This is a genomic window from Vibrio sp. 1151_11 (assembly GCF_029478525.1).
Classification (GTDB): domain Bacteria; phylum Pseudomonadota; class Gammaproteobacteria; order Enterobacterales; family Vibrionaceae; genus Vibrio; species Vibrio anguillarum.
This window is the reverse complement of the sequence record NZ_SHMN01000001.1, coordinates 146,344-172,954: the sequence shown is the minus strand read 5'-3', so window position 1 is coordinate 172,954 and position 26,611 is coordinate 146,344. Positions and strand designations below refer to the sequence as shown.

Genomic DNA, 26,611 nt, shown 5'->3' with positions numbered 1-26,611 from the left:
TCGCAGCTAAGGCAGCGTCTTGGAAATGAGCTCAGGATTAATGCCAAAGCTGGCTTTATGTTCTTCAATCACAAATTCACTGCGCGTTTGAATCACTCCCGGCAATGTACCCAACTTGCCAGACATAAAACTTTGGTAGGCTTTCATATCTTTCACTCTCACTTTGATCATGGTGTCAAAATCACCGGACAATGAATAACATGCTTCAATTTCTGGGATGTCCGCCACTGCTTGTGAAAAGCGCTCAAAAATAGAGAAACTGGTTTGATCCAATCGAATATGAATGAACACTTGTACATCCAGACCTAACTTTTCTGGGCACAGTTCTGCATGGTAGCCTTTGATGTACCCTTCCTTTTCTAAGCGTTTGACACGATCAGAACAAGGAGATGTGGTTAAATTCACCAACTTTGCCAGCTCAACAACGGGAAGCCGTCCTTTACTGTGCAAAATACGTAAGATCTGTTGGTCGATGCGGTCTAGGCTCATGGTTTTACACGGCGCTCTAAAAAAAGTGATATGGCATACAATAATGGCTTACAGCGTTAAACCAACCTATCATCACAAGGCATTGTGATATAAATCACATAGAATAGGGGAACGTTAGAATAAAAAGACTGAGGAGAAAAAAGGAAAAGAAAGTGAGCAAGAACCCACTTTCTTGGTTGTAATCTATTTATCGCCTCTTTACTTTGAGTACGTTGAGATGATTACAGTTTGAAACGAGAAATTTCTTTATCTAACTCATTCGCTAAACGGTGCATTTCATGAGCTTGTTGCACTGCATTTTGCGCATCACTGGCGAGTTGGTCGCTGACTTCACGTACCGATTCGGTGTTGCCATTAATATCCGCTGTCACCAAAGATTGCTCTTCTGCTGCTGATGCAATTTGCGTCGCCATATCACTGATCATCTGAATGGCTTCGCTGATTGCGTGTAAGCTTTCTCCTGTGTGGTTCACATCTTGCACACTTGTTTCGACCAGTTTATGGCTTTCCGTCATGACAGAAACAGCATTGGTCGTTACCTTCTGCAAACCGGAAATTTTAGACTGGATCTCCTCGGTAGAGGCATGAGTGCGCTGAGAAAGCACTCGGACTTCATCAGCTACAACGGCAAAGCCACGACCTTGCTCTCCGGCGCGCGCTGCTTCAATCGCCGCATTCAAGGCCAACAAATTTGTCTGCTCTGCAATCGAGCGAATGGTCGACAGAATGGTTGAAATCTCATTAGCGTGCACTTCTAATTCACCAATGATGCCCACAGCACTGCTAAGCTCTTGTGCTAACTGATTGATTGACTGTTTGCTTTGCTGCATCTGGCGATAGCCTTGTGCGCCAAGCTCAACCGATTCATTGGCATTTTTAGCGGTATTATCAGCATTGCCCGCGATTTCAGCGGTCGCAGATGCCATTTCAGTTACCGCAGTTGCAACCATAGTAATTTCATCTTGTTGAGTACGAATCCGTTCACTACGTTGACTGGCTGAGCTTGCGGCCTGTGTCGCTCCTTGGTTAAGGGAAACGGAAACATCACGCACGCTTTGCACCATGACATGGATGCGATCGACAAATTTATTGAACTTATCCGCTAAGATACCGACTTCATCGTCACTGCGAACGGCTAAACGACGGGTTAAATCGCCATCACCTTCGGCGATATCTGACAAAGCTTGAGCAATATTACTCAACTCATTCAACTGACGAGCGACGAACCATGAGGTCGCTAATGCCAAGATCACTAAAATCATCAAGCCAATCAAGCTCTGTTTCAATAGCATGTCATTGAGTGGCTGTTCAAGAACCGTTTTGTCCATCACCATAACCAACAGCCAGTCGGTATGTTCAATACTTTGCGCCATCAATACTTTGGCCTGACCATCAATATCAACAAAGAGTGGTAATTGAGAATTTGCCGCCTCTGATATGCTTTGAATGGTCAGTTGTGAGGCCATTTCTTGGGTAGGTTTTAAAATAAGCTCTTGATTGGGATGGGCAACAATTAGCCCCTTGGTATTCACCAAAATAGCATTGCCCTTCCCGGGAACCTCAATAGCTAAGACGTCCTTGATCAATTTACCCAAAGCTAAATTGGAAGCGGCGACGCCAATCAGTTGGCCATTTTGACGGACAGGTTCTGCCAATGTCACCACTAAGGTTTGCATGGTAACGCTGACGTAGGGGGCGGTTGTGATCGGTTTACCCGCGACTTTGGCTTCTTTATACCAACCACGCTCACGAGGATCATAACCATTTTGGTTACGCGATCCGTCATTGCGGATCATATCGCCCTGTTCATTACCGTAATAACTCAGCCCAAACTCACCAGACTCCAAGGTTTGGCGTAGGTGAGGAACAATGTCTAATTGTGGATTACGCTCAATTTCGTTTTTTAATCCTAGCAGCGTTTTTTGTTTACCATTAAACCAGTCACCAATCCCTTTTGCATGAGCCTGTAATGTATTACGCGCTTCACTCTCAATCGCTCTCCAGCTGTCGGTTTTAAAGGTTTGATAGCCAACCATAACCAATGCAGCGGCTGTCAATGTAATAGCAGCAACCACAGAGAACACCATTTTTCTCTTTAAACTCAATTGCATTGCAATGCTCCTTGAAGCTTGTTCACCAAAGTAATGGGCTTGAGAGTATTACAACTATGGATTATTACTTTGCCTAAGTTCCCAATACTTGACACTCGTGCAATAGAACGGCACGTAAATGTGCACTAAATCAAACTTAGTCAGCCGAATAAAAGCAAAATTATCTTTTGAGCGAGAGGCGCACTACGCCAAAAACCTTAGCGCAGTGCTGGAAGTATTTAGAGAACGCGGACGCGTGAGAAGTCGGTGTGGCTTAATGTTGATGGGTGATTACATACTCGGCAAAAACCTTGCTTTTCCATTTTGTAATGAGGTTCACCTTGTATAATGAGCGCAAAAAACTTTTGAACACCTTGCCACGTTGAACAAGGTTCTGACTGACAGCGCTTCATCACGACTTTATGTGGTGTCTCTTTACGACAACAGGTGCAATAAGCTTTTGACATGGTCCAATAATCCCTACAATTTGCATCATTATTGATAATTGACACATTTTGCGCCTACAGGTTCATTTTTCTCAAACTTTAGTGTGTGTTTCGTGAGCTATCTTCAAAAAACGTCCATCCCAATCTCCTTATTTTCTGCTAAGCACACTACACAATCTAACCTGTACAAAAAAGCCCCTCAGAAAGGGGCTAGTTATTGAACAACGGTATGAATGTCAATCTAGTTCAACCAGCTGCTTTTTAAAGGTCACGTGCTGTGCTCTCACGCTCTCTTCGGGTTCAGCTGTCGCTAAGCTCACCACAACGATCGCAAGTACAGAGAAAATGATCCCAGGAACAATTTCATACACATCAAACCAACCGCCAGACAGTTGTTTCCAAACCACAATTGTCACGCCACCAACAATAATGCCGGCTAGTGCACCATTGCGGTTCATTCGAGACCAATAAAGGCTCAATACCACTGCAGGGCCAAATGCGGCGCCAAAGCCCGCCCATGCATACGAAACTAAGCCGAGCACGGAACTATCTGGTGTCATGGCCAGCACTAACGCAACGATAGAAATTAGAATCACAGCAAAGCGGCCAACACGAACTATCTCCTCCGACGTTGCATCTTGCTTGATGACTTGCTTATAAAAATCTTCCGCTAACGCAGAGGAAGAAACTAATAATTGCGAGTCAGCGGTACTCATAATTGCCGCAAGAATAGCCGCAAGCAAAATACCTGCAATAACTGGATGGAAAATCGCATTCACTAGCAGCATGAAGATTTTTTCACCATCTGCCAGCTCCAGCGAACCTGTGTTCGTCACATAAACAAGCCCAACTAAGCCAACCAACAAGGCTCCCGCCATGGATAAACCGGTCCAAATGACCGCAATACGACGTGCAGTGGTGAGATCTTTATTTGAGCGAGACGCTTTAAAGCGCGCCAAAATATGGGGTTGACCAAAATAACCAAGCCCCCATGCCATTAATGAGATAATGGCAACACCTGTTAACGGCTCACCTTTCACATCATGCCACAGCGTCAATAGCTCTGGGTTTATTGCGGATAGATCTTGACTCAGTTGACCCAAACCACCGTTGATTGCCGCGATGGGCACAATCATTAATGCCGCTGCCATCAATAGGCCTTGCACTAAGTCAGTCCAAGAAACGGCTAAAAATCCACCAAACAGTGTATAAGACACCACACAAATGGTGCCAATAATAACTGCGGTTGAATAATCTAAACCAAATACCGTTTCAAATAGTTTACCGCCAGCCACAAGGCCAGAACTGGTATAAAAGAGGAAGAACAGCAAAATAAAGAAGGCTGAAATGGTTTGAATCAGTTTAGATTTATCATTAAAACGGCGTGATAAAAATTCAGGTAATGTTAATGAATCTGTCGTGATGCTATAAGTGCGCAAGCGCTTAGCATTCACTAACCAGTTCGCCCATGTGCCCAATAATAAGCCACCCGCTAGCCAGAAAGCCTCAATACCAGCGGCGTACGCGTAACCAGGTAAACCGAGCAATAACCAACCGCTCATATCAGATGCACCCGCCGATAAAGCCGCAGGCCAAGGGCCCAGTGATCGCCCTCCTAAGAAATAATCTGCGGAGTTTTTCGTTCGAAGGTATGCAACCACACCAATAGCCAGCATCAAAATAAGATACAGGATAAAGGTGGTTGTAATAGCAAAGCTATTTTCCATTGTGTTTGTCCTCTTTAAAAGATCGCCTTCCATGTCCTCTTCCGAAGAAGAGGATAAAACAGAAAGGATTAATGGGTTTCGCTACCAAGCTCAAGCAAGGTCGCATTACCACCCACTGCTGTTATATTTATTGTGCGAGTACGCTCGGTAATAAAGCGCAACGATAAGTGAGGATCATGAGCCACGGGGATCGCGCTCAAGTCCGTTTCAGAAACTAGGCTGACAATCGCACCATTACGATCAGCTAGCTGACGGTTGAGGCTACGCTCAACCGAAGTGTTCCCAACGTAACCTACACTTCGAACGTCCGACGCCATCAACGGATGATAAGCATCAAAAGACGTAAACTGAATGAGATTAGTAGGGAGTGTTGACTGCTCAAATGCCGCTTGCAGTGTTCGAATCAACATCGCATCGTCACTACATAAGACGACGCTATTGCCTGCCACAAGAGCGGCACAAAGCTGAGCTGCCACCGCCTGTTGCGCTTTATCACTGTGTTCACCTTGGATGATCACAGCCACGCCCCGACCTGCGGTGTATAGCTCATTGGTTTCTCCAGTAGGACCGATCAATTGATGCGAATGCGCCAACAGCGCCGATGCCTGATGAAGATGGTAAGAAATCACTGTTGCCAGTTGTGGCATAGCGCTTTCTAGTAGATTTTTAAATGAAAGTAAGCACTCACATTTAGAATCAAAATCGGTGATATTCCAATTTTCCCATGCTGAAAAAGCGTCAGAAAAACGTGTTACTTGATGAACCATGCTAATTCTCCTGAGCCTTTATTACTGAGAAAATTCAGTTTGAGTAAAACGGTATAAGTAATGTGGGCCACCTGCCTTTGGTCCGGTACCAGAAAGCCCCTGCCCACCAAATGGTTGCACGCCCACCACCGCACCCACTTGATCACGGTTGATGTAACAGTTACCTACTCGGGCGTGTTTTTCTATCCAACGATACGTCGTTTCATTGCGGCTATGGATCCCCATGGTTAAACCAAAACCAGTTTGATTAATTTGCTGCACTACATCGGCCAGCTCACGCGCTTTAAAGCGCACGATATGCAAGATCGGCCCAAATTGCTCTTCGGTTAAGCAGTGAATATCTGAAATTTCAAAAGCCGCTGGCGGTACAAAATCGCCGTGTTGGCACTCCGAACTGAGTTCTAATTGCGCAACTTTGGTCTGTGTCTTGGTCATCTGTTCAATGTGAGAGAGCAACTTTTGTTTGGCTTTTTCATCAATAACAGGGCCGACATCTGTACTGTGGAGGTAAGGAATACCAATCTTGAGCTCATTCATCGCACCATGAATCAAGCTGATGATGCGATCGGCAATATCCTGTTGAACAAATAGCACTCGTAATGCAGAGCAGCGCTGCCCGGCCGAAGCAAAGGCAGAACGAATCACATCTCTCACCACTTGCTCGGGTAAAGCCGTACTATCAACGATCATCGCGTTTTGCCCACCCGTCTCTGCAATCAACGGCACTGGCGCGGCGTCACGTTGAGCAAGAGCTTGATTGATACGTTGCGCGGTCGCCGTTGATCCAGTGAACGCGACACCTGCAATGGCAGGGTGAGAAGTCAGCGCACTACCAATTTCTGCACCACGTCCAGGTAACAATTGGATAACGCCAGCAGGAAAGCCAGCTTCCAACATCAGTTCCACGGCACGCGAAGCAATCAAACTGGTTTGTTCTGCGGGTTTGGCAACGACCGTATTACCCGCCACTAACGCTGCCGTGATTTGCCCAAGAAAAATCGCAAGAGGGAAGTTCCATGGGCTAATGCACACGAAAACACCGCGACCTTCACGGCTCACTTTACGCTTTTCATTATCAAAACTCGTCACTTCAAAGGGTGTTAACGCGGAAACTTGTTTGGCGTAATAGCGACAAAAATCTACCGCTTCGCGGACTTCATCAATGCTATCGTGAATGGTTTTCCCTGCTTCGTGATGACAAATGGCGACCAGTTCAGCCAAGTTCTCTTCGAGTAAATCAGCAAGTTTATCAAGTTTGCCCGCGCGAACGCTGTGCTCTTCTTGCTTCCAAGCAGCAAAGGATTGCTCCGCTATTGAGATAGCTTCGGAAACATGATCAAGGTTGGCAAATACCACTTGTCCAACATGCTTCCTACGGTCATAAGGCGCAGTCACAACTTCCGGCGATGCCCCTGCCTTGATCATGCTTTCGAACTGAGCAACACCATTGATGATAGGAGAAGCATGCCACTGTTTACTGAGCCAACATTTTACTTTCGCTTCAAAAGGCGTTGCCTCACTTTCAATATCAATATTGACACCATAGGAATTAACGCGCTCGGCAAAGATGTGCGGTGGCAAAGGAATTTTGTTATTTGGTAAAGAATCAAACGAGAGCAACATATCGACGGGATGTTGCGTTAACGTATCAATAGGACAACGTGCATCAACTAAACGATGCACAAACGAACTGTTCGCACCATTTTCAAGCAATCTACGAACTAAATAAGGCAGTAAGTCTTTATGACTACCTACTGGAGCATAAATTCGCACCGATTGTTGATAGGCTTTCATTGCATGATGATAAAGAGCATCACCCATGCCATGCAGACGCTGGAACTCAAAATCTTTGTGTTGTGACATCACCGCAATCGCGGTCACGGTTTGTGCATTATGGCTGGCAAATTGAGGGAAAATATGACCACGAACACCCTCGCTTAAAAGAAAACGAGCGCAAGCCAAATAGGCGACATCAGTAGCTTCTTTACGTGTGTATACCGGATAGTTGCTGTAGCCACTTTGCTGAGACCACTTCACTTCGCTATCCCAATACGCCCCTTTGACTAAACGCAGTGGGATCACATCACCTTGCTGTTTCGCCAACCTATTAAGCCAAACTAAAACGGGTAAAGCGCGCTTAGAGTAAGCTTGTACAACTAAACCAAATTTCCCCCACCCTTTCACGGGCTCACTGCGATATATCTTTTCAAATAGCTTTAATGACAGCTCTAAACGGTCTGCTTCTTCTGCATCAATAGTGATCGCCACATCCAGCTCGATAGCACGGGCTAAAAGCTGTAGCAGTGTGCTATAAAGCTCGCTCAGCACGCGCTCTTGATTAGCCACTTCATAACGCGGATGCAATGCAGAAAGCTTGATTGATACGGACGGTGCCGGGCTGGTTGATAAGCCATATTTCTCGCGGCCAACCGCCTCAATCGCCATCAAATAATCTTTGAAATATTTATTGGCATCGGCCGTGGTTAACGCCGCTTCACCGAGCATATCAAATGAATAGGTATAGCCTTTATCACGCATAGGACGGCCATTTTTTTGTGCTTCTTCAATGGTTCGGCCTAGCACAAATTGGTGGCCCATCACCTTCATCGCTTGGTGCATCGCCTTACGAATCACTGGCTCAGAAAGCTTATTCACTAGACGATTAACCGCCTGCGTTGGACTAGTCGTATCCACATCAGCAAGGCCAATCACTTTACCAGTCAGCATCAACCCCCACGTGGACGCATTGACAAAGACAGAGTCAGAATTTTTCAGATGAGATTTCCAATCCGCAACGCTGAGGCGATCTTTAATAAAAGCATCCGCGGTTTCCGCATCGGGAATGCGCATCAGAGCTTCAGCCAAACACATCAACAAAATACCTTCTTGCGTATCTAAACTGTACTCAAGTAATAAGGCATCGATCATTTGCACCGCTTTTTTGTCGGCTCGGATCGCTTCGATTAACTGGGTTGTTTTATTTAATATCGCCGATTTTTCTGATTCTGTAGCTGTTGCCAGCGGTAATAACTGCTTCAGCCATTGAGATTCGTCCACCATATAAAGTGGAGAGATCAGCGACCACAGCTTATCAAGCGGTTGCTCGATAAACTCTGCATTCAACACATCTGTTGCTGTAAACATGCGTTTTCCTCAATCTCACTCCCGAAAAAGGTCGGGTTTCCTGCAATGGCTGGCAGTGTATTTTGAGCGCGAGAAGAATACTTGTCAAAAACTCCGAGTTTTTTGCTAAAAACTCTGGCTATTAACAAAATAAAAACACAATCACATCAATTGACATCATGCACAAAGCAGAAAATAGCAACATTGTTTCCAAAATTTAACCAAAGGTGCACGTGTTGCCGATAGTTCAAGGCAAGCAATATAAAAATGATGTGGGAATTACAAACAAAAAAGAGGCAGGGATATAAAGAATTAGCGACGACACAATTTTCGGTATTGCGATGGAGAAATACCTTGCAAGCGAGTAAATGAATGAGTGAAGGTACTTTGTCCAGAAAAGCCCGTTAATTCCGCAATTTGACCAAAACTCAAACAACCTTGCTCAATCAAATCTTTTGCCATATCAATTCGTTTACCTAACAAATATTGATGAGGCGTGATCCCCATTTGCTCTTTGAACAACATATGAAATTGGCTTTCACCTAAATAAACGCGGCCCGCTAATTGAGCGACTGAAATTTTACGACCAAGGTGCAGATCGATATAACGATCAATCGCTTCAAGATCAAAACGAGACTCTTTGCGATGCGTTTCAAATACAGAAATATGACGTTGCAGTAATGCCATCACGGTGTCATTGCAGGCACGGCTCAACAGTAAATCATCAGGACTCGATTGCATCTCTTTAACCAGCAATTGGATCAGCTTTTGGATTTGTCCATCCAGTTGAAAGTAAATATCCGCATTCGACAGCTCATTCATTTTTTGTAGAAGCAAAGGGTCATCTCCACAGGAGATTGGAAGATTAAGCACTAAAATATCCGACTGCCCAACGACGCCACCAAACGCATGGCCAGTTCCAGAGGTAACGACACAACCTTGCCCCGGCCCCACCAAATTGCCTACACCTTGTACTTCAAACTCAGCTTGGCCTTTTAATCCGATAACGACTTGGGTATAACTATGATCATGACACTCCATGTACGAGGGTAATGTCACTAACTCTGCCGGCCTAGGCGACAAAACTTTGTCATTTTGTTGATAGTTAGATAGCTTAGCCGAAGAAAAGTCACTCATATTGCTGCATCATGGTTGAGGTTAGAAGCTGATGTTATAACAAAACTATCAGGAGCGAAAACAAAGCTGTATTTTTTTAAAAATTAAACATCAAAGTGCATATGAAGCTTAAGTTTAGGGGTGAAATGAGATCGATTTTTCAAAACGGAACAATGATCAAGTGCACATAAATTACGGTCAATGTGTGTTCAATCCCAAAACCCCTAAATAGATCGAAAATAGAGACTTGCATATTTCGCTATTAGGCTCAAAATGAAGATGCACAATTATAAAATTTACAAAATCAGTCACCTAGTAATAGATTTCAGTGAATTTTGCTATTGTTCGGAATAAATTTTGCATTATGAATACAGCTTATCCATTAAAGCTGTCAAAAGTTTGTCTTTCCCACTTTTGTGGTTAAACGTTAATTTGTTGCAGGGACCTATGATCACACGTCGCATCCCAGCGCTATTGCTTGCGCTAAGCCCTTTTTGGGTATCTGCATCGGTGTACGCGGAAGAAGTTATTCAGGTAGATCCTGTCACCGCTATCGATGAAAAAATGACTACTAAACAGACGGAAATCGACGCGATTTCTGCAGAATACGAAGCAGAGGGAGCCAAGCTTCAACAACTTAAAAATGAACATGTTCGTATTAAACGAGAAAGTGAAGAACTTGATGCTAAACGCAATCGAGCCAAGTCTGCTTTGGACAAACAATATAGCCGTCTTTTAGATGATCCAGACACAGATTTAGCTTCGTTTCAAAAGAAGTACCAAGAAACATGGGCATCAGTGAAGCAGAACCAAGCTGAAGGCCTTGAGAATAATCAAGCGATGACCGAAGTTGAAATGCGCTTGTCTCAAATCAAACAGAAGCAAGCTCGTCTCAGTAATGAGTATGCGAACCTCGAAGAGTCGCGCATTGAAGCTAGGGTCAAACGTCTCGAAGCCGAACTGCGTGAAAGTAGTGTTCTTGAAACTGGCTATAAAACCACCTGTTCAACGACAATGACACTCGGTGAGTGTTCAAATCAGGGACAGCACCTTACCAAACAAAAAGCGGTAAAAACGTTTCGGGCCAAGTTGCTTGATGACCTAACCGAATCGGTCATTGCCAAGCAAAACCTGAAAGGCGTGGAACTTAATATCCATGTACAAGATAGCCAAATTATTCGCAGTGGCTTTGAAGGCAACAACGAATACTTCACCCAAATGCAAGCTCAGCTTCAAGCGAAACCAGAAGCGGTGGCGGCGTGTAAACTGCTTAACGTGTCAACTCGATACTGTTTGAAAGGCGGCGTGTCTGAAGGTACGCAAAAAAATGACAAACAGTGGGCAAATGTGACCGTAAGGTCGGATCAATACAACGATGCCGTAACCATCAACGGTATTAACTACGGCAGTACACCTGTTGAGATTGTTTTGCCCAATGGCCGCCACCAAGTTACCGTCTCTAAAGATGGCTACGAAACCTACAACCGGGTATTAACAATTAACGGCAACGATACGGTTTGGATAAAGCTAAGACCGAATAAAGAGGGTTAATTACCTCAAAAAAACTCTGTTTTTCTGTCGTAATTCACAAAGATGCGGTTAAAACGCCATTTTGTCATTAAGTTATTGAAAGATGACTTCAGACAAAATGGTGTTTTCGTTTAGAATAGACACAATGAACTAATAACTTAACTGAAGTAGATAATAATGCGACAAGGTTTACCCGCTCTCTTATTAGCACTTTCGCCTTGCTTAGTGGCAACATCGACGATGGCAGAAGGAACGCCTTCCTCAGTAATTGCCATTGATGATGCGTTGTTTACTAAACAGTCCGAATTACAGGCAGCCCAGAAGGCCACCCATGAACAACAAGTGGTTGTGAACAACCACAACAGTGAGTTAGACAGGCTAACAAAGCAAGCCCAACTCTTTGATAAGGCACTTGCAAAAGCAAAAACTGACTTAGAACGCGATTACATGAAAATGATTGATGATCCTGAACTGGACATCATGCCTTCACAAAATGCCTACCAAGCGGCTTGGGCTAATGTAAAGCAGAATCAAAAAAACCGTTTAGAAGCTGAACAAAAACGCCAAGAGTCAGAAGCACTGCTGGCACAAAAAAGGGCCGAGCAGAGCACGGTCAGCAAAAATATCAATGAGCTAGAACAGCATAAATTACGCGCGCGAGTTGAGCGCTTAAGAGATGAACTCAAACAGAGTAGCACCGAGAAAGTTAGCTTTACTAACGCTTGTAGTGCCGATATGACATTGGCTCAATGCTCGAAACAGACCACTGACTTAGCGCTCCAGAAAGCGGTAAACCAGTATCAAACCAAGTTAATAGAGGCCACAAGTGAGGCCAAGCTCGTCCAACAACATCTGGCCAATGTCTCTTTTAATATTCATGTACTGCGCCATAAAACCGTAGATTCAGGTTTCTACAATGGCAATAAGTACAAAGCCGTACTAGATGTTCAGCTTGATGCAAGACCGGATGAAAACACACCATGTCGGTTGCTGAATGTCGAATCACAATACTGTTTCGCCCCAGGCGAATACTCAGCCAATACAGAAAAACAGAAAGAAATTGCTTGGGTTACCCTATCGATTCGCTCGAACCAATACAGTGATAAAGTCTCTATCGACAATGTAAACTATGGTAGTACTCCCGTCGAAGTGATGCTTCCAGTGGGACCGCACATGATTACGATTGAGAAAGAAGGGTATTACTCATTTAATCAAGAGCTGAAAATTACCTCAGATCATACATTAAGAGCGAACCTACGAGAAAAAGACAACCTACTTAAACCTGGACATAAATTTGCTGATTCCCTCAAAGGGGATATTAAAGCTCCTGAGTTAGTCACTTTGATCTCAGGCGAATATTTGATTGGCGAGCACGCATCGAAACAAGTTTTCCTTGATCATGCTTTCGCAATTGGTTCAACCCCCATAACTGTGGGTCAATTTGAAACCTTTGTGAATCAAACCACCTACCAAACTGATGCTGAGCTACAAAAACTGTGCACAGCAGTCGCCGAATCTGAAATTACCCCGATTGCAGGTAGCTATTGGCGCGACCCTGGTTTTAAGCAGTTGAGCAACTCGCCAGTGGTGTGTATTAGCCAAAATGATGCGAAGGCCTATACTCGCTGGCTAAGTAAGGAAACTGGCTATAAATACCGTTTGCCGACTGAAGAAGAGTGGGAAATTGCCGCTCGCGCTGGTACACAAACAGACTATTGGTGGGGAGATGATTTCGGAACTGGGAAAGCGAATACTGGCTGGAGTGGTACACCTTGGTCAAATAAAAGTACCTCTCCTGTGAAGTCTTTCGCTCCCAATGGCCTAGGCCTTTATGATGTTGTCGGTAACGTGTGGGAATGGACAAATGACTCAAGGGGTCAAGCAAAAGGTGGAGCATGGAGCTTCTCCCCTGCAACGGCGGCGGCTTATGGTAATTTGTTTATTGCTCCTGCTACTTCTGCAAATTATGTTGGCTTCAGGGTCATTAGGGAACTTTAGGTAAGCTGAACTAGCCCAACCATTTATATAACAAAGGGGGGAATTCCCCCCTTTGTTATTGCACTCTCGTCGTCTAAAGTGGTGTTAAATATCAAACACGTTTGATATTTGATATCCATGTGGTATCCCTATGAATTTGCAACACCCTCGCAGCATTCATAGAACCTCTTCTGCACGTCGACAAGAAGCAATTCTTGTATTTATGCCAGCCCTTCTTCAGGCTGGCTTTTTTATGTTCAAATGCCGCTATGGATTACAACCCGCCATGCCATTGGTATTATATCAATATCATTGTTAGGAGAACCCGCTATGGTCAACTTCCTCAGCGCAGAACAAATTTCATTGTTTCAACAGCTTCCGGGATATTGGGGTTGCAAAGATCTTAATTCGGTTTTTGTTTACGCAAACAATGCTTATGGCAAATTAATTGGTGTTAGTGATGCAAAACAGTGCATTGGATTAACTGACTTTGAAATGCCAAGCCCGACAACCGCTTGCGCCGCAGAATTCCAGCAACAAGATCGATGTGTAATCTCCACAAAAAAACCGTTAAAAGTGCTGGATATCCACCCCTATGCTGACGGTTCTTGGCGCGCTCATATTTTCACCAAAACCCCATGGTTCAACGCACAAGGTGAGGTTCAAGGTACAATTTTTTTCGGGCAAGAGCTAACTGATACCGCTATTTTGGAAGTAGGCCATTGGATATGCCGAGCAACAGGTTTAACGACCACACAGCATTCCGCGGGTGTTCTAGAGCCCATTTCCGGGCCCCTAACCACAAGAGAATCTGAGGTTCTTTTTCTTCTGCTTTATGGAAAAAAGCCCAAACACATTGCTCGGGTGATGAAGATTTCGATAAAAACAGTGGAAGGCTATGAAGCAAAATTGCGACATAAATTTGCAGCCCACAGTAAAGAGCAACTTATCGATATGGCTCTAGACCAAGGTTATGGCTCAAACATCCCCAAGACCTTGCTCAAAACGCAATTATCCGTGGTACTCAATAGTGAATGCCCCATATAAATGAGGCATTCATTGCGACTGACTTTTAACAAGTAGGCCTTATGGTGCTAAACGTTCAGCGTCCCACTGTTGATCATGTTGCGTAAACAAGAAGCGATCATGCAAACGATGCTCACCACCTTGCCAAAATTCTATCGATTCAACTTTAACGCGATATCCTCCCCAAAAACTCGGAACTGGGATCTCACCTTGTTCAAATTTCTTTTTTAACTCCAAGTATTTACCTTCCAAAATACCACGTGCTGAGATACGGCTGCTCTGGCGACTCGCTATCGCGGCAATTTGGCTATCTTTAGGACGAGAAGTAAAATATTTCATGTTTTCAAAAGCCGACAATTTTTCAGCCGTTCCTGTGATGTGCACTTGTCTCTCTAATGGGTGCCAAGGAAAGTGCAAGCTGACTTTATTGTTGTGTTCAATATGCTGCGCTTTGCGACTGCCTAAATTGGTGTAGAAAACAAAACTGTCTTTTTCGACATTTTTTAATAGCACTATACGTTGGAAAGGTTGTCCATTTTCATCAACCGTTGCCACTGTCATCGCCGTGGGATCGGTAAGACCGGCATCAATGGCCTGTTGCAGCCAAAGGTTAAACTGCTCAATGGGATTTGAAAGCAAATCTTTGCGTCTTAAACCGCCTTTTATGTATTCGCGGCGGATGTCTGAAAGTTCCATCTCTGCTCCTTATGAAATTTTTGACGATTGTGCGCCTATCATCGTCATAACTCAAGAGTGCTAAGGTTCAACAAAATCAGTAATTCACAGCTAAACTCTGTAGAACGTACGCAATAGGAAGTACAATCAATTCAAATGGTGAATAGTAATCTCATGATGAGTGGCAAATCCTTAACATTTTGCTAGACAAGTAATAAAATCAAGCAACTATACCCAAACAACTTACAGTTGTAGCCTCCCTCTACAGCTTTAAGTAGAAAAGGGAAATACACTACGATTAGGCGCAAAGGATAAGCGATGAGCAACAAGAGTTATAACAAGCTCTCTTCGACAGAATTGGAGTACGTAGACGACAAAACGGCGGCTCTGCTACTGAACACGCCCAACAGTGCACGTGTGATGCTCTGGGTTATGGTCTGTTTTTTTCTCTTAGCCATCGTCTGGGCCTCATGGGCACAGGTCGACAAAGTGACAGTTGGACAAGGCAAAGTCGTTCCGTCATCGCAAGTTCAAGTGGTTCAAAACTTGGAAGGAGGCTTAGTCAAACAGATATTGGTTCGCGAAGGTGAACGAGTGCAAAAAGGCCAACAACTGTTATTAATTGATGACACTCGTTTCCGCTCAGACTACCGCGAACGTGAACAACAAGTCGCTAACCTTACCGCCAGTGTTCTACAGCTATCCGCTTCCATTACTAGCGTGATGATCAACGAAGAGATTGATGATGACAACTGGCAAAATAGCGTCAAAATTGACTATAACAAACTCGCCTTTCCACCGCTGTTAACAGACAACCAACCCGATTTAGTTAATAGACAAAGGGCCGCCTATCGGCAAGATCTTAATAACTTACGCAACCAACTTTCTCTTTTAGATCAACAAGTCAAACAGAAACTACAAGAGTTGGTTGAAATACAAGCGCGCGTGAAAAATTTGCGCCAAAGTTATGATTTTGCGAATAAAGAGCTTGAGATAACCAAGCCTTTAGCAGACGAAGGTGTCGTGCCACGAATTGAGCTGCTGAAACTACAGCGCCAAGTAAACGATACTCGCCGTGAAATGACCACCAGCGAGCTTAACATCCCAGTATTAAAATCAGCGATTCGCGAAGCGGTGCTCAACCGTATTGATGCGGCTCAAAAGTTTCGCTCACAGCAGCAAGACAAACTGAACGAAGCCCAAGATAGACTTTCAGCAATCACAGAATCAGCCGTTGGGCTTGAAGATAAGGTAAATCGCACTGTTGTGCTATCGCCTGTGACAGGAACGATTAAGACGCTTTACGTCAACACCGTTGGCGGTGTTATCCAGCCCGGTATGGATATTGTTGAAGTAGTCCCAACAGAGGATACCTTGCTTGTTGAAGCGCAAATTGCCCCACAAGACATCGCCTTCTTAAGACCAGAGTTGCCCGCCATCGTAAAATTCAGCGCCTATGATTTCACCAAATATGGCGGCTTGGAAGGGACACTTGAGCATATCAGTGCCGACACAACTCAAGATGAAGAAGGCAAAAGCTATTATTTAGTCCGAGTAAGGACCAATCAAACCAGCTTAGGGCATGATGCTAACCTGCCTATCATCTCAGGAATGACGGCCTCTGTTGATATTATTACGGGTAAACGAACCGTGATGGATTATCTACTAAAGCCCATACTCAGTGCACAAAAAAATGCGCTAAGAGAATAAGGTTCACTTATGCTTTTTAATATATTCATGATTGACGGTTTTTGATGAAGTTTTGGCTGCCACTGGTTTTATTGCTATTTATGCCCTCATCCCCCCAAGCGCTCAACACCAAAGAGCAGCAGTGGGTCGATGCGGTCGCGCTTACCTATGGCACAAGAGCGGGAAAACGCGTCGAAACATGGCGCAAAGAAATTGCCAAGCACCAAAATGCTCCCGAACGTGACAAATTGACCGAAATAAATCGATTTTTCAATCAGCTGTACTTTGTTAATGATATCGATTTATGGGGGAAAAATGACTACTGGGCGACACCACTTGAGTTTCTAGGAAGCAACGCAGGGGATTGCGAAGATTTCACAATTGCGAAGTACTTCTCCCTGCTTGAACTGGGTATCGATGATAAAAAGTTGCGCCTCGTGTATGTTAAAGCCATTGAATTAAATCAGTTTCATATGGTTCTTGCGTACTATTCAACACCCAATGCCGAGCCCTTAATTTTAGACAATATAAACCCTGAGATTAAGCCAGCATCAACACGCCGTGATCTGTTACCGATCTACAGCTTTAACGGTAAAAATTTATGGCTAATGAAATCCAAAAATGGCCAGCTTGCAGGAGACTCTTCACGATTAAGTCTTTGGAATGACTTACGTGAACGGGAACGCTCGCTAAAATTGAATAAACCAATTGTAAGTTACGATGAGTAAGTAATATGACGCTATATAAACAACTTGTCGCGGGAATGATTGCCGTCTTCATTATGCTGATGACTTCAGTCTTTATTATTGAATTCAATACGACCCGCAACAACTTAGAGCAGCAGCAGCGCTCTGAAGTCAACAACACCATCAACACCGTCGGTTTGGCGCTGGCACCTTATTTGGAGAAGAAAGATAAGATTGCGGTTGAGTCGGTTATCAATGCCTTGTTTGATGGCAGCTCTTACTCAGTCGTACGATTGATTTTTCTAGACGATGACGAAGAGATTCTGCGATCTTACCCTGTAAAACCTAATAACGTTCCGCAATGGTTTACCAATTTACACCTGTTTGCACCGATCCATGATCAACGCGTTGTAACCAGTGGTTGGATGCAGCTTGCTGAAGTCGAAATTGTCAGCCACCCTGGCGAGGCCTATGCGCAATTATGGAAGGCGCTGATTCGGCTACTTATCGCGTTTAGCGCTATTTTTGTGATTGGCCTTGCCGCCATCGCTTTCATTCTGAAGCGCGCTTTACGCCCGCTACAGATGATTGTCGAAAAAATGGAGCAAGTCGCACGCAACCATTTTGGTGAACCGCTACCGCGGCCAGCGACCAAAGATCTGATTTATGTAGTTGATGGTATCAATAGCATGTCAGCGCAGGTTGAAAAAGCGTTCAAAGCTCAGGCGCAAGAAGCGCAGCAACTGCGTGAGCGTGCTTATATTGACCCAGTTTCTCAACTTGGCAACCGCGCCTATTACATGAGTCAACTCAGTAGTTGGCTATCAGAAAGTGCCATAGGTGGCGCTGCTATTTTGCAAGCAGAGTTTATTAAAGAGCTTTACGAAGAAAAGGGTTATGAAGCAGGCGATGGTATGGTACGCCATTTGGCTGAGCATCTAAAAGTGTCGATTACTTCACCTGATGTGACTCTGGCACGCATTTCTACCGAAGAGTTTGGCTTTATTTTGCCCAACATGGAAGAGAGTGAACTCAAAATCATCGCCGATAGTATTATGAATTTTGTGCAAGACACTCTAGCCGACCCGACTGGCATGGCATCAGCCAAAGTCTCTTTAGGTGTTGTTCATAATAAAGAACCAAAATCTTCAACGCAGTTACTTTCCTTGCTCGACAACGCGTTAGCCATTGCAACTGCAAATCCAGAGCTGATTTACGGCTTTGTCAGCAGTGAAACCAAACAAACTGTGATGGGTAAACAGCAATGGAAAGCATTGGTTGAAGAAGCTATCCATAACGATTGGTTCAGTTTCCGTTTGCAGTCAGCCAATAATAGCTGGGGACAAACTTTCCACCGCGAAGTTTTTTCAGCGATTGAGCACGATGGCAAACGCTACAGCGCTAACCAATACTTATTTGCACTCGACCAACTCAATGCCAGCCATATTTTTGATGAATATGTTATTGAAACGATGATTCGCAAGCTCGAAACGGGAGAGATAGCCGAACCATTAGCCATTAATATCGCTCAAAGCAGCCTTTCTCAACCCAGTTTTATTCGTTGGGTCACTCAGACTCTGGCGAAGCATCGCTCTATCTGTGAGAACCTACACTTTGAAATACCGGAAAACGCATTCCTCAACGCCCCTCACCATACAGCGCTATTTTGTAATGCCATAAGAGCAGCCGGCGCAGACTTTGGTGTCGATAACTATGGCCGGAATTTCCAATCATTAGACTACATCAACGAGTACCGTCCAAAATACGTGAAACTCGATTATCTATTTACTCACCATCTCGACGATGAAAAGCAAAAGTTCACCTTAACGTCGATTTCTCGCACAGCACACAATTTAGGAATCACCACAATTGCGTCAAGGGTAGAAACGCAAACTCAACTTGATTTCCTTTCCGAGCATTTTATAGAAGTCTTCCAAGGCTTTATTGTGGATAAATAAAAAGGTCAGATGTAATGCAAGACACGCTACTCAATTCGCTTATCTATGTGAGTCGTTATTATGGACTGGCGAATTCCCCAGAAGCACTGATCAACGGCCTACCTTTATCAGATGGCAAACTGACACCTTTTCTCTTTCCTCGAGCAGCCGAAAGAGCGGGGTTAATCGCCAAGGAAAATCGCTCAGCATTGGATCAAATCCCAAAGTTGGTTTTCCCCGTTATCTTAATTTTAAAAGGCGGTGAGGCCTGTGTGCTCAGCAGCATCAACGAAGCGAATCAAGAAGCTGAGGTCGTCACTGCTGAGTCTGGTCTAATCCCCGTAGCTATTCCCTTAGAGGAACTGACTGAACGTTATATTGGCCGCTACTTCATGGTGAAAAAACAGTTTCGCTATGACGAGCGCTCACCAGAAATATTAAAGACCCGTGATGGCCACTGGTTTTGGGGTACGTTATGGCAGTCAAAGCACATTTATCGCGATGTGTTGATCGCTTCTATTTTAATCAATTTGTTTGCCATTGCGGCACCAATGTTCAGCCGTTTAGTGTATGACAAAGTCGTGCCTAACCTTGCGTTTGAAACCTTGTGGGTATTAGCGAGCGGGATTTTTGTGATCTTCTTATTCGATCTGCTCCTCAAACTACTTCGCAGTTATTTTATTGATGTGGCGGGCAAAAAATCTGACATTCTGATCTCTTCCAAGCTCTTTAGTAAAGTGATGGGGATCAGAATGGAGTCTCGTCCTCCTTCTGTCGGTGCGTTTGCGCGACATTTACAAGAGTTCGAATCCATACGCGAATTCTTTACCTCAGCAACCATCTCATCATTGATTGACCTGCCATTTGCACTGCTCTTTTTAGTGCTGATCTGGCTAATGGCGGGCAGCTTAGTGCTGGTACCTATCGCTGGTGTACTGATCATTGCTATCTATTCTCTGCTCATCCAAGCACCTCTACGACGGGCGATTGAAGAGGGCTCTCGACTGGCATCACAAAAATACGCCAACCTGATTGAAAGTTTAGCTGGACTTGAAACGGTGAAACTCTTTGGCGCTCAAAGTCAGTTTCAATATCGCTGGGAAGAAGCGGTCGCGCACATGGCGAACTGGAACATTAAAAGCCGTCGAATTACTGATGGTATTCAAAATACTGCCGGCTTTGTTCAGCAAGCCGCGAACGTTGGCATGATCATCTTAGGCGTCTATCTGATATCCAACGGCGATTTAACCATGGGTGGGCTCATCGCCGCAACCATGCTCAGCGGCCGTGCGATTGGCCCAATGGTGCAACTATCATTACTTTCAACACGCTACAACCAAGCCAAATCGTCCTTAAAAATCATTGAGCAAGTGATGCAAATGCCCGATGAGCAAGAAGAAGGTAAACGCTATATTCATCGTCCGATTGTGCAAGGTAAAATTGAGCTAGACAAAATCACTTTTCACTACCCTAATGCGCCCGTTGCATCAATACGTGACTTAAGTATAACGATTCATCCGGGTGAAAAAGTAGCGATCATAGGCCGCATCGGCTCAGGGAAGACCACCTTAGAGCGCCTTATTATGGGGTTATATCAACCGACCGAGGGGAATGTTCGTATTGATGACACCGATATCGCGCAACTGCATCACATTGATGTGAGACGTAATATTGGTTGTGTACCTCAAGACAGCAACCTATTTTACGGTTCAATTCGCGATAACATTACGCTCGGGCGTCCATTAGTTGATGATAGAGATGTGATGGATGCCGCCAACCGAGCGGGAGTTACCGCGTTCACACAGCAAGACCCCGCGGGGTTAGAACGACAAGTGGGTGAAGGCGGTTTGTTGCTGTCTGGTGGTCAGAGGCAAGCGGTAGCCATTGCTCGTGCACTGCTCGGACGCCCACCCGTTTTGCTACTTGATGAGCCCACCAGCGCCATGGACAATCGTTCTGAAATGCACATCAAACATCAACTGTCTCAATTGACACCAAGTGAGACGTTAATATTAATTACTCATAAAACGTCAATGCTCGATGTGGTTGATCGCGTCATTGTGATGGAGAAAGGCTGTGTCATTGCCGATGGTCCTAAATCGATGGTGTTAAACGATCTCAAACAGGGCAAAGTGAGATCAGTGCAATAGCCACCTTACTAGAAATAACATGATCAGCAAAAAACGAGGCAAAATGCCTCGTTTTTTGCTTAGCACTCTGAGATAAGAATGTTAGATCCCTCCGACATCTTCATCTTCAAGCATCGAAGCACATTTAATCTCATACTGGTTAAATGAGAAGATACTAGCGCCATGAGCCCGCTTGGTGATGATCCGCTCATCATCAAATTGCACCGAAACATGGGTATAAACTTTATTTTTGACTTCGATCGTATTCATTTCGAGCAATTGCTCAAACTCCTCTCCCAGCATATCCAACGCCAATTTTGCTTTTTCTAAACGATCATTAGTCTGTTTCTTAAATTCATCAATTTTTAGCAGTTCCTCTTCCGAGCGTTCCGCTTTAGGCTTTTTCTTAAATTCAATCTCACGGCGGATCACTTCCATCGTCGCTTCTTGCGCTTGTTTATAATGTTCTTTGTGTTTCGCGACCCGTTCTTTATACACAGCATAACGAGCAAAAGCCTGCACAGCCGTGGCAGTATCGCCTTCAACGCCTAGATTGAAGCAAACGATCTTACCACCAACTTTCGCGTGACCACCGCTGAGTGTGCCTTGCTTCTCTTTACTATCTAATACTTTTAGATCATTGCCACAGCGTAATTCATTGCTCATGCTGTGAACCGCTAAATTGATGTCATCTGCCGCTTGCAGTTCGCTAAATTGAGCATAGTTAGCCGTGATAGAGCCTCCTGATTTGATAATGCACGTTCTTGCTTCATCATCAAACACCGTATGGCCAATAATGCCTTTACCAACATCAATATTACCTTGGGCTTGAACATCAGCAGACTCAACAAACCCACCGATGGTGATTGAGCCCGTCGCTCTCACGATCATACCAGGCTCGACATCGCCCGTGATGACAACACATCCTTTAAATTTCACGTGGCCAGTTGCTACACTGACGTTGTTTAAACATAAAGCGTTATCGACATCAACCGTTTTACTTTTCAGGATAGGCATGCCCGCTTGACTGGCCAGTAGCACATTCGGATCATTGGGTGAGATGTAAGACCCCTTTCCTGCAACTAAGGCCGAGTCTTTACCTGGTTTAGGATCCAGCACTTTTCCCTGCACGGTATAGCCTGGCGTTCCTTTGGTTGCAGGAATTCGACGCATCACTTCATCATCTTGACCAACAGTGATGGTTTCACCTAAGTTGCGCATATCAATTTTGTTCTGTCCTTGCTTTTTGGTCGGTGCTAACACGCGCTTACTGACATCCTCAACCAAAGGAACAAATTGTGCGTCTTTACCTTGAATGGGTTCGCGCCCCTGCGCAACAGGTTGAGTGTATACTTCCCCTGGCTTCAAGGTATTACTTACCATTAACACTTTCTTTAAAGCCAGTTTGTTGATGCCTTTTGTCACGTGGGAATGAGCCAATGCATACACCAACTCACTACCGCGCAATGCTCTGCCACCATATGCACCCGTCACAACCATGCTGGCTAACATATCTCGATCACTAAATTCAATCTCAACCGAAGCGTTCTTTTTCTCTGCAATGGTGATTCCAGAGAATGCTTCACCCTTACCCTCTTTTGCACAGTTGATAAAGCGGGTAACTTCAGTTTCATTTAAGAAAAATGTCGATGCAGATAACTCAAACAATGCTTCTTTCAAGCCTGCTTGGTCAAAATTTTTGTCGATGGACTCCGTCCCAGGCAACTGGGCAATGACTTGTTTTTTGTCCTCTGAAAGCGAAATTAAGCGTTTCCACATACTACTTAACCCATATGGTTAGATTCCGTTCGTATGGCAGTGTATACAATTTACAGTATGGACTAAATCTTTAGGCAACCAAATTAAGGGCTACATCACTTAGTCACGACGAAACGAACTATATAACCTAAAAATAAACGAAAGAATGAGTTACGCAGAATTTTACAGTGTAAATAATCTGTTCAGTATTAAGACAATATCGGAAAATCATGTTTACTGTTAAAGGCGTAAGTCACCTTAACAGTGCAACCATCTTTTGAATATTCCAATGACTCACACAATTTAGAGACCAAAATAATCCCTCGACCGTGTGTACAGTTGCCGTCTGCAACCGTATGTTGGTAGTCAAAGCCTTCGCCATTATGCTCAAGTGAAAAGCTCAATTGTCCCACCGTTGGGTCATAATCAATGTCTAGTTTAATCCATAACGATTCATCTAACTCATCCATACACTCTTCACGTCGTTGGTAAAAAGTGAGAAATCCATCTGGGTCATCTTTTAGTGAAGAATTAAGTTTTAATAACCCATGCTCAATGGCATTAGCAAACAGTTCTGACAATACAGAGCAAACGAGGTCAAGATGCTCGCCACCACTGATAAAACCGCGAACAATGTTACGCATCTCGACCATAATTGAAATCTTTTTAAGAATTGAAGCAGGAAAAAAGAGATGGCTTTGCATTGGTATATGGCTAAGAAACTGTTTTTTTTGCGACGCTAATATTTCATTATTATTGGTAATTGGAAATGTCATTGAAAGAATTGAGAGGTCATCACCATGGCCACGATTGGAAAACTGGCATACTTCATCGTACAAATCTGAAATCTGAGTCTTACCGTTCCGTTGCAAAACTTGTTCGAGTCGCAACTGGCCAAATTGTTCCCCGTTTTCATTCATCGCTTCGGTAATACCGTCGGTATAACAGAGGATAGTTTGGTTAGGTTTTAATTTGAGATGAACTAAATTTACTTCAAATTCATCAGCATCCAGAACTCCCAGCGGCATATGTGTGGAAACGAGACGACGAACGATGTTGCTCTCTTCATCCAGTAAGTAACCATCAGGCAAACCACCTCCCCACCACGAAACCTCAAAGCCGTTGGCTCGTATCTCAAATACACTGGCCGCAAGCATCATGCCAACAGGCAAAAACTTTACTAGCGCACTATTAAGTTCTGCGACCATTTCGCCAAGCGACATCCCTTTTTCAGCCATTGAAAAAAAAGTACGCGTAGCAGGGATCGTTGAAATCGCGGCAGGTAATCCATGCCCAGTGGCATCGGCGATCATGATGTAGACGCCACCATAGGGCCGGTTCGCAACAATGATGAGATCACCATTAAAAATGGTCGAAGGTGTGGAGATATAACTGATGCCATAGATATTGCTGACTTTTGCACTCATCTCCTCCATTAAATTGGTGAAAATGGATTCGGCGATGGCATAGTCATATTGTACTTGTTCGTTGAAATAATTGAGTTTATCTCGCTGTTGAGTGACTTCATTATGCATTTTCACAATACGGTAATGAGCCTGCACTTTAGCGAGCAGTACGCTTCGCTCTACTGGTTTAAGAATAAAATCATCGCCCAGCGATAAGCAACGTTCAAACGAATCATGATCATCAAGCACGGTCAAAAATATAATGGGGATATGGTGATTTGGAAAAGAGTCGCGGATCTCTTTTGCGGTGGTGAAACCATCTTTAACTGGCATCATCACATCCAACAAAATAACGTCGGGTAAGACGTCCATGACGAGCATCGCCTCAACAGCATCAGCACCATTTTCGAAGGTATCTATGTGCTCAACAATAGGCGATAAAATAAACCGACAGAGCTCTCTATTTGATTTATGGTCATCAACAATCGTTACGCGCATCGGCTCACTCCTTAAGCATTATTCGATACTAAATTTTTTATCAAACCGAGAAATCAGTAAGATTTTCCTTATTTGGGGTAAGGTATTGGTAATTCGGATCATGCCATCACTTTGCTCAAGATATTTCTGCATATTGAGCAGCATGCCAAGACCAGCACTGTCAATATAGTCCACCTTGCGTAAATCAATGGTGAATCTAAAACCTCGATAGGGTGAATAACTATTACGAAATTCTTTAACTAAGTTAAAGCCAAAAGCACCATCAATCGCGATAGTAATGTGTTTCGCATTGCTATCTATTTCAGTTTCTATACTCATCGTACTCCCTCCTAGAAAAGCTCGACTTCGCCTTCGTCCATATTAGTTTGGATTGCGGCGGGACCACTTCGATTGTGCAGGCGCTCTGTCAATTGGTGAAGTTGTTCTGCCCATGCTGCTTTAGTCATGCTTTGTGTTAGTAAAGCGTTCAATAGCTCATTTGCTTCTTGCAAATAATCAATAGACGCATGCGCATAATCACTTTGTTGAACCACAATGTCAGCAAATTGAAGGGCACGGACGCCATTACTCACTTGCTGGGTTAATTCTTGTCCTAATTCTTGAATTTTTTGCACTTCTTGCTCTATTTCTATATTCACTTGTTGGACACCACGTAGCATGTGGTCCACTTTCTCTTTCGACTCAATCACGTGAGTCATATCTATCGATGCCATTTCGCCAACGGTTTTGTTTGCTCTTTGTACTGTTTGTTGAGCAACATTAATTTCTGATTCAATTTGAGTATTCAGCGTTCTTGCTTTAACCGACAAGTCGCGCACCTCTTGAGCCACGACCGCGAAGCCTCGCCCTGCCTCGCCCGCTCGCGCCGCTTCAATCGCCGCATTCAGCGCCAATAAGTTGGTCTGTTCCGATAGGCTTCTCACTTGATTTAACAGTTTAAATACCATATCCAATTTTTCTGACATGTCGTGAATGCTGTGTACCGCTGAAATACTTTTCTCCGAAATATCAATCAGAATTTGTACAAAGCCATCAATAATCGCCTCAGTCTTTGGTAGTACGGTGGTGAGATCATATTCGCTGCCTTGGTTTGCCAATAAGTTATTGACCAAGGTACTTGAAACGTGACTCTGTTTTTGGCTGATATCTTGCAAGCCAAAAAATGCGTTATTTAATGTCTCTACTGAACCTTCAATCACGGTGTGCTGCATGGTTAAAGGGCTACTCACTTTAGGTAGCGTCTCTTTGAACAGTTTTTCAATACTCTGTAGATGTTGCTGCGTTTCAAGAGTGGACTCTTCTTCAACCTTATTTTGGTTGGCTTTAGCTTTGTTTTGTTCACTAAAATTCATAGACAATACTAGCCAAGGTATTGCTGCCGCAAAAATCATTAGCCCCATGCTCCATAAATTAGGGGAGTGAAGCATGACGGAAAAAAGGGCCATTAGCTGCAAAACTAAAGCTAAAATATATTTTGCTTTTGGTGTCACTGTTTTATTTATCATCACCCATTCCTTGCTTATCTATGTTGAGCTTATTTAA

Annotated in this window: 19 protein-coding genes; 7 read left to right on the top strand and 12 right to left on the bottom strand. The window is 44.1% G+C overall.

Annotated features, from left to right (window positions below; all coding sequences use genetic code 11):
• Nucleotides 1-6 precede the first annotated feature (6 nt).
• The 7 genes from EXZ60_RS00735 to EXZ60_RS00705 all read right to left on the bottom strand — a co-directional run bounded on the left by EXZ60_RS00735 (nucleotide 7) and on the right by EXZ60_RS00705 (nucleotide 9,779).
• Nucleotides 7-489: an Lrp/AsnC family transcriptional regulator gene (locus tag EXZ60_RS00735; RefSeq protein WP_010317305.1), complete on the bottom strand. Its 483-nt coding sequence runs from the start codon at nucleotides 487-489 to the stop codon at nucleotides 7-9.
• A gap of 221 nt (nucleotides 490-710) precedes the next feature.
• Complete coding sequence (locus EXZ60_RS00730; protein ID WP_013868194.1) at nucleotides 711-2,600, bottom strand: methyl-accepting chemotaxis protein; 1,890 nt, start codon at nucleotides 2,598-2,600, stop codon at nucleotides 711-713.
• 218 nt (nucleotides 2,601-2,818) lie between these two features.
• Nucleotides 2,819-3,046, bottom strand: coding sequence for a hypothetical protein (locus EXZ60_RS00725; RefSeq protein WP_013868195.1), 228 nt, complete (start codon nucleotides 3,044-3,046; stop codon nucleotides 2,819-2,821).
• A 215-nt stretch (nucleotides 3,047-3,261) separates the two neighbouring features.
• Nucleotides 3,262-4,752, bottom strand: a complete 1,491-nt coding sequence (putP, locus tag EXZ60_RS00720; protein WP_017044927.1) for a sodium/proline symporter PutP — start codon at nucleotides 4,750-4,752, stop codon at nucleotides 3,262-3,264.
• Between the two features lie 68 nt (nucleotides 4,753-4,820).
• The gene (locus EXZ60_RS00715) at nucleotides 4,821-5,519 is read right to left on the bottom strand and encodes a 1-pyrroline-5-carboxylate dehydrogenase (RefSeq protein ID WP_017042347.1); all 699 of its coding nucleotides are present in this window, start codon (nucleotides 5,517-5,519) and stop codon (nucleotides 4,821-4,823) included.
• 21 nt (nucleotides 5,520-5,540) lie between these two features.
• Nucleotides 5,541-8,663, bottom strand: a complete 3,123-nt coding sequence (gene putA, locus EXZ60_RS00710; protein ID WP_277435105.1) for a bifunctional proline dehydrogenase/L-glutamate gamma-semialdehyde dehydrogenase PutA — start codon at nucleotides 8,661-8,663, stop codon at nucleotides 5,541-5,543.
• Nucleotides 8,664-8,954: 291 nt separating this feature from the next.
• Nucleotides 8,955-9,779 carry an AraC family transcriptional regulator gene (locus tag EXZ60_RS00705; RefSeq protein WP_017042345.1) on the bottom strand — a complete coding sequence of 275 codons (825 nt, stop codon included), beginning with the start codon at nucleotides 9,777-9,779 and terminating at the stop codon, nucleotides 8,955-8,957.
• Nucleotides 9,780-10,205: 426 nt separating this feature from the next.
• Here EXZ60_RS00705 and EXZ60_RS00700 point away from each other — a divergent pair, with 426 nt between their 5' ends.
• The 3 genes from EXZ60_RS00700 (at nucleotide 10,206) to EXZ60_RS00690 (ending at nucleotide 14,312) form a co-directional block, all read left to right on the top strand.
• Complete coding sequence (locus EXZ60_RS00700) at nucleotides 10,206-11,309, top strand: PEGA domain-containing protein (protein WP_026028446.1); 1,104 nt, start codon at nucleotides 10,206-10,208, stop codon at nucleotides 11,307-11,309.
• 156 nt (nucleotides 11,310-11,465) lie between these two features.
• Complete coding sequence (locus EXZ60_RS00695) at nucleotides 11,466-13,286, top strand: SUMF1/EgtB/PvdO family nonheme iron enzyme (protein ID WP_277435104.1); 1,821 nt, start codon at nucleotides 11,466-11,468, stop codon at nucleotides 13,284-13,286.
• A gap of 309 nt (nucleotides 13,287-13,595) precedes the next feature.
• Nucleotides 13,596-14,312 (top strand): helix-turn-helix transcriptional regulator, encoded by a 717-nt coding sequence (locus EXZ60_RS00690; protein ID WP_017044931.1) that lies wholly within the window; start codon nucleotides 13,596-13,598, stop codon nucleotides 14,310-14,312.
• 39 nt (nucleotides 14,313-14,351) lie between these two features.
• On the opposite strand, the gene pdxH is transcribed toward EXZ60_RS00690, so the two are convergent.
• The gene (gene pdxH, locus EXZ60_RS00685) at nucleotides 14,352-14,987 is read right to left on the bottom strand and encodes a pyridoxamine 5'-phosphate oxidase (RefSeq protein WP_013868203.1); all 636 of its coding nucleotides are present in this window, start codon (nucleotides 14,985-14,987) and stop codon (nucleotides 14,352-14,354) included.
• A gap of 297 nt (nucleotides 14,988-15,284) precedes the next feature.
• On the opposite strand from pdxH, the gene EXZ60_RS00680 reads away from it, so the two are divergent.
• Genes EXZ60_RS00680 through EXZ60_RS00665 form a run of 4 tightly spaced genes read left to right on the top strand, consistent with a single transcriptional unit; the run spans nucleotide 15,285 to nucleotide 21,428 of the window.
• Nucleotides 15,285-16,676, top strand: a complete 1,392-nt coding sequence (locus tag EXZ60_RS00680; protein WP_013868204.1) for an HlyD family type I secretion periplasmic adaptor subunit — start codon at nucleotides 15,285-15,287, stop codon at nucleotides 16,674-16,676.
• A gap of 44 nt (nucleotides 16,677-16,720) precedes the next feature.
• Nucleotides 16,721-17,383 (top strand): transglutaminase-like cysteine peptidase, encoded by a 663-nt coding sequence (locus EXZ60_RS00675; RefSeq protein WP_026027195.1) that lies wholly within the window; start codon nucleotides 16,721-16,723, stop codon nucleotides 17,381-17,383.
• A gap of 5 nt (nucleotides 17,384-17,388) precedes the next feature.
• Nucleotides 17,389-19,299, top strand: coding sequence for an EAL domain-containing protein (locus tag EXZ60_RS00670; protein WP_013868206.1), 1,911 nt, complete (start codon nucleotides 17,389-17,391; stop codon nucleotides 19,297-19,299).
• Nucleotides 19,300-19,313: 14 nt separating this feature from the next.
• A complete protein-coding gene (locus EXZ60_RS00665; protein ID WP_013868207.1) occupies nucleotides 19,314-21,428 on the top strand; it encodes a type I secretion system permease/ATPase in 2,115 nt (704 codons plus the stop codon).
• 81 nt (nucleotides 21,429-21,509) lie between these two features.
• On the opposite strand, the gene EXZ60_RS00660 is transcribed toward EXZ60_RS00665, so the two are convergent.
• From EXZ60_RS00660 to EXZ60_RS00645, 4 genes are all read right to left on the bottom strand, one after another.
• A complete protein-coding gene (locus tag EXZ60_RS00660) occupies nucleotides 21,510-23,186 on the bottom strand; it encodes a FapA family protein (protein WP_094128638.1) in 1,677 nt (558 codons plus the stop codon).
• A 188-nt stretch (nucleotides 23,187-23,374) separates the two neighbouring features.
• Nucleotides 23,375-25,069 carry a fused response regulator/phosphatase gene (locus EXZ60_RS00655; RefSeq protein WP_017044934.1) on the bottom strand — a complete coding sequence of 565 codons (1,695 nt, stop codon included), beginning with the start codon at nucleotides 25,067-25,069 and terminating at the stop codon, nucleotides 23,375-23,377.
• Nucleotides 25,070-25,087: 18 nt separating this feature from the next.
• On the bottom strand, nucleotides 25,088-25,387 hold the full coding sequence (locus EXZ60_RS00650) for an STAS domain-containing protein (RefSeq protein ID WP_013868210.1): 300 nt from the start codon (nucleotides 25,385-25,387) through the stop codon (nucleotides 25,088-25,090).
• Nucleotides 25,388-25,398: 11 nt separating this feature from the next.
• Nucleotides 25,399-26,577 carry a methyl-accepting chemotaxis protein gene (locus EXZ60_RS00645; protein WP_277435103.1) on the bottom strand — a complete coding sequence of 393 codons (1,179 nt, stop codon included), beginning with the start codon at nucleotides 26,575-26,577 and terminating at the stop codon, nucleotides 25,399-25,401.
• Nucleotides 26,578-26,611 lie beyond the last annotated feature (34 nt).

Bases quoted from the DNA above. Each gene is read 5' to 3' on its own strand.
- EXZ60_RS00735 (WP_010317305.1), bottom strand. From the start codon at position 489: ATGAGCCTAGACCGCATCGACCAACAGATCTTACGTATTTTGCACAGT.
- EXZ60_RS00730 (WP_013868194.1), bottom strand. From the start codon at position 2,600: ATGCAATTGAGTTTAAAGAGAAAAATGGTGTTCTCTGTGGTTGCTGCT.
- EXZ60_RS00725 (WP_013868195.1), bottom strand. From the start codon at position 3,046: ATGTCAAAAGCTTATTGCACCTGTTGTCGTAAAGAGACACCACATAAA.
- putP (WP_017044927.1), bottom strand. From the start codon at position 4,752: ATGGAAAATAGCTTTGCTATTACAACCACCTTTATCCTGTATCTTATT.
- EXZ60_RS00715 (WP_017042347.1), bottom strand. From the start codon at position 5,519: ATGGTTCATCAAGTAACACGTTTTTCTGACGCTTTTTCAGCATGGGAA.
- putA (WP_277435105.1), bottom strand. From the start codon at position 8,663: ATGTTTACAGCAACAGATGTGTTGAATGCAGAGTTTATCGAGCAACCG.
- EXZ60_RS00705 (WP_017042345.1), bottom strand. From the start codon at position 9,779: ATGAGTGACTTTTCTTCGGCTAAGCTATCTAACTATCAACAAAATGAC.
- EXZ60_RS00700 (WP_026028446.1), top strand. From the start codon at position 10,206: ATGATCACACGTCGCATCCCAGCGCTATTGCTTGCGCTAAGCCCTTTT.
- EXZ60_RS00695 (WP_277435104.1), top strand. From the start codon at position 11,466: ATGCGACAAGGTTTACCCGCTCTCTTATTAGCACTTTCGCCTTGCTTA.
- EXZ60_RS00690 (WP_017044931.1), top strand. From the start codon at position 13,596: ATGGTCAACTTCCTCAGCGCAGAACAAATTTCATTGTTTCAACAGCTT.
- pdxH (WP_013868203.1), bottom strand. From the start codon at position 14,987: ATGGAACTTTCAGACATCCGCCGCGAATACATAAAAGGCGGTTTAAGA.
- EXZ60_RS00680 (WP_013868204.1), top strand. From the start codon at position 15,285: ATGAGCAACAAGAGTTATAACAAGCTCTCTTCGACAGAATTGGAGTAC.
- EXZ60_RS00675 (WP_026027195.1), top strand. From the start codon at position 16,721: ATGAAGTTTTGGCTGCCACTGGTTTTATTGCTATTTATGCCCTCATCC.
- EXZ60_RS00670 (WP_013868206.1), top strand. From the start codon at position 17,389: ATGACGCTATATAAACAACTTGTCGCGGGAATGATTGCCGTCTTCATT.
- EXZ60_RS00665 (WP_013868207.1), top strand. From the start codon at position 19,314: ATGCAAGACACGCTACTCAATTCGCTTATCTATGTGAGTCGTTATTAT.
- EXZ60_RS00660 (WP_094128638.1), bottom strand. From the start codon at position 23,186: ATGTGGAAACGCTTAATTTCGCTTTCAGAGGACAAAAAACAAGTCATT.
- EXZ60_RS00655 (WP_017044934.1), bottom strand. From the start codon at position 25,069: ATGCGCGTAACGATTGTTGATGACCATAAATCAAATAGAGAGCTCTGT.
- EXZ60_RS00650 (WP_013868210.1), bottom strand. From the start codon at position 25,387: ATGAGTATAGAAACTGAAATAGATAGCAATGCGAAACACATTACTATC.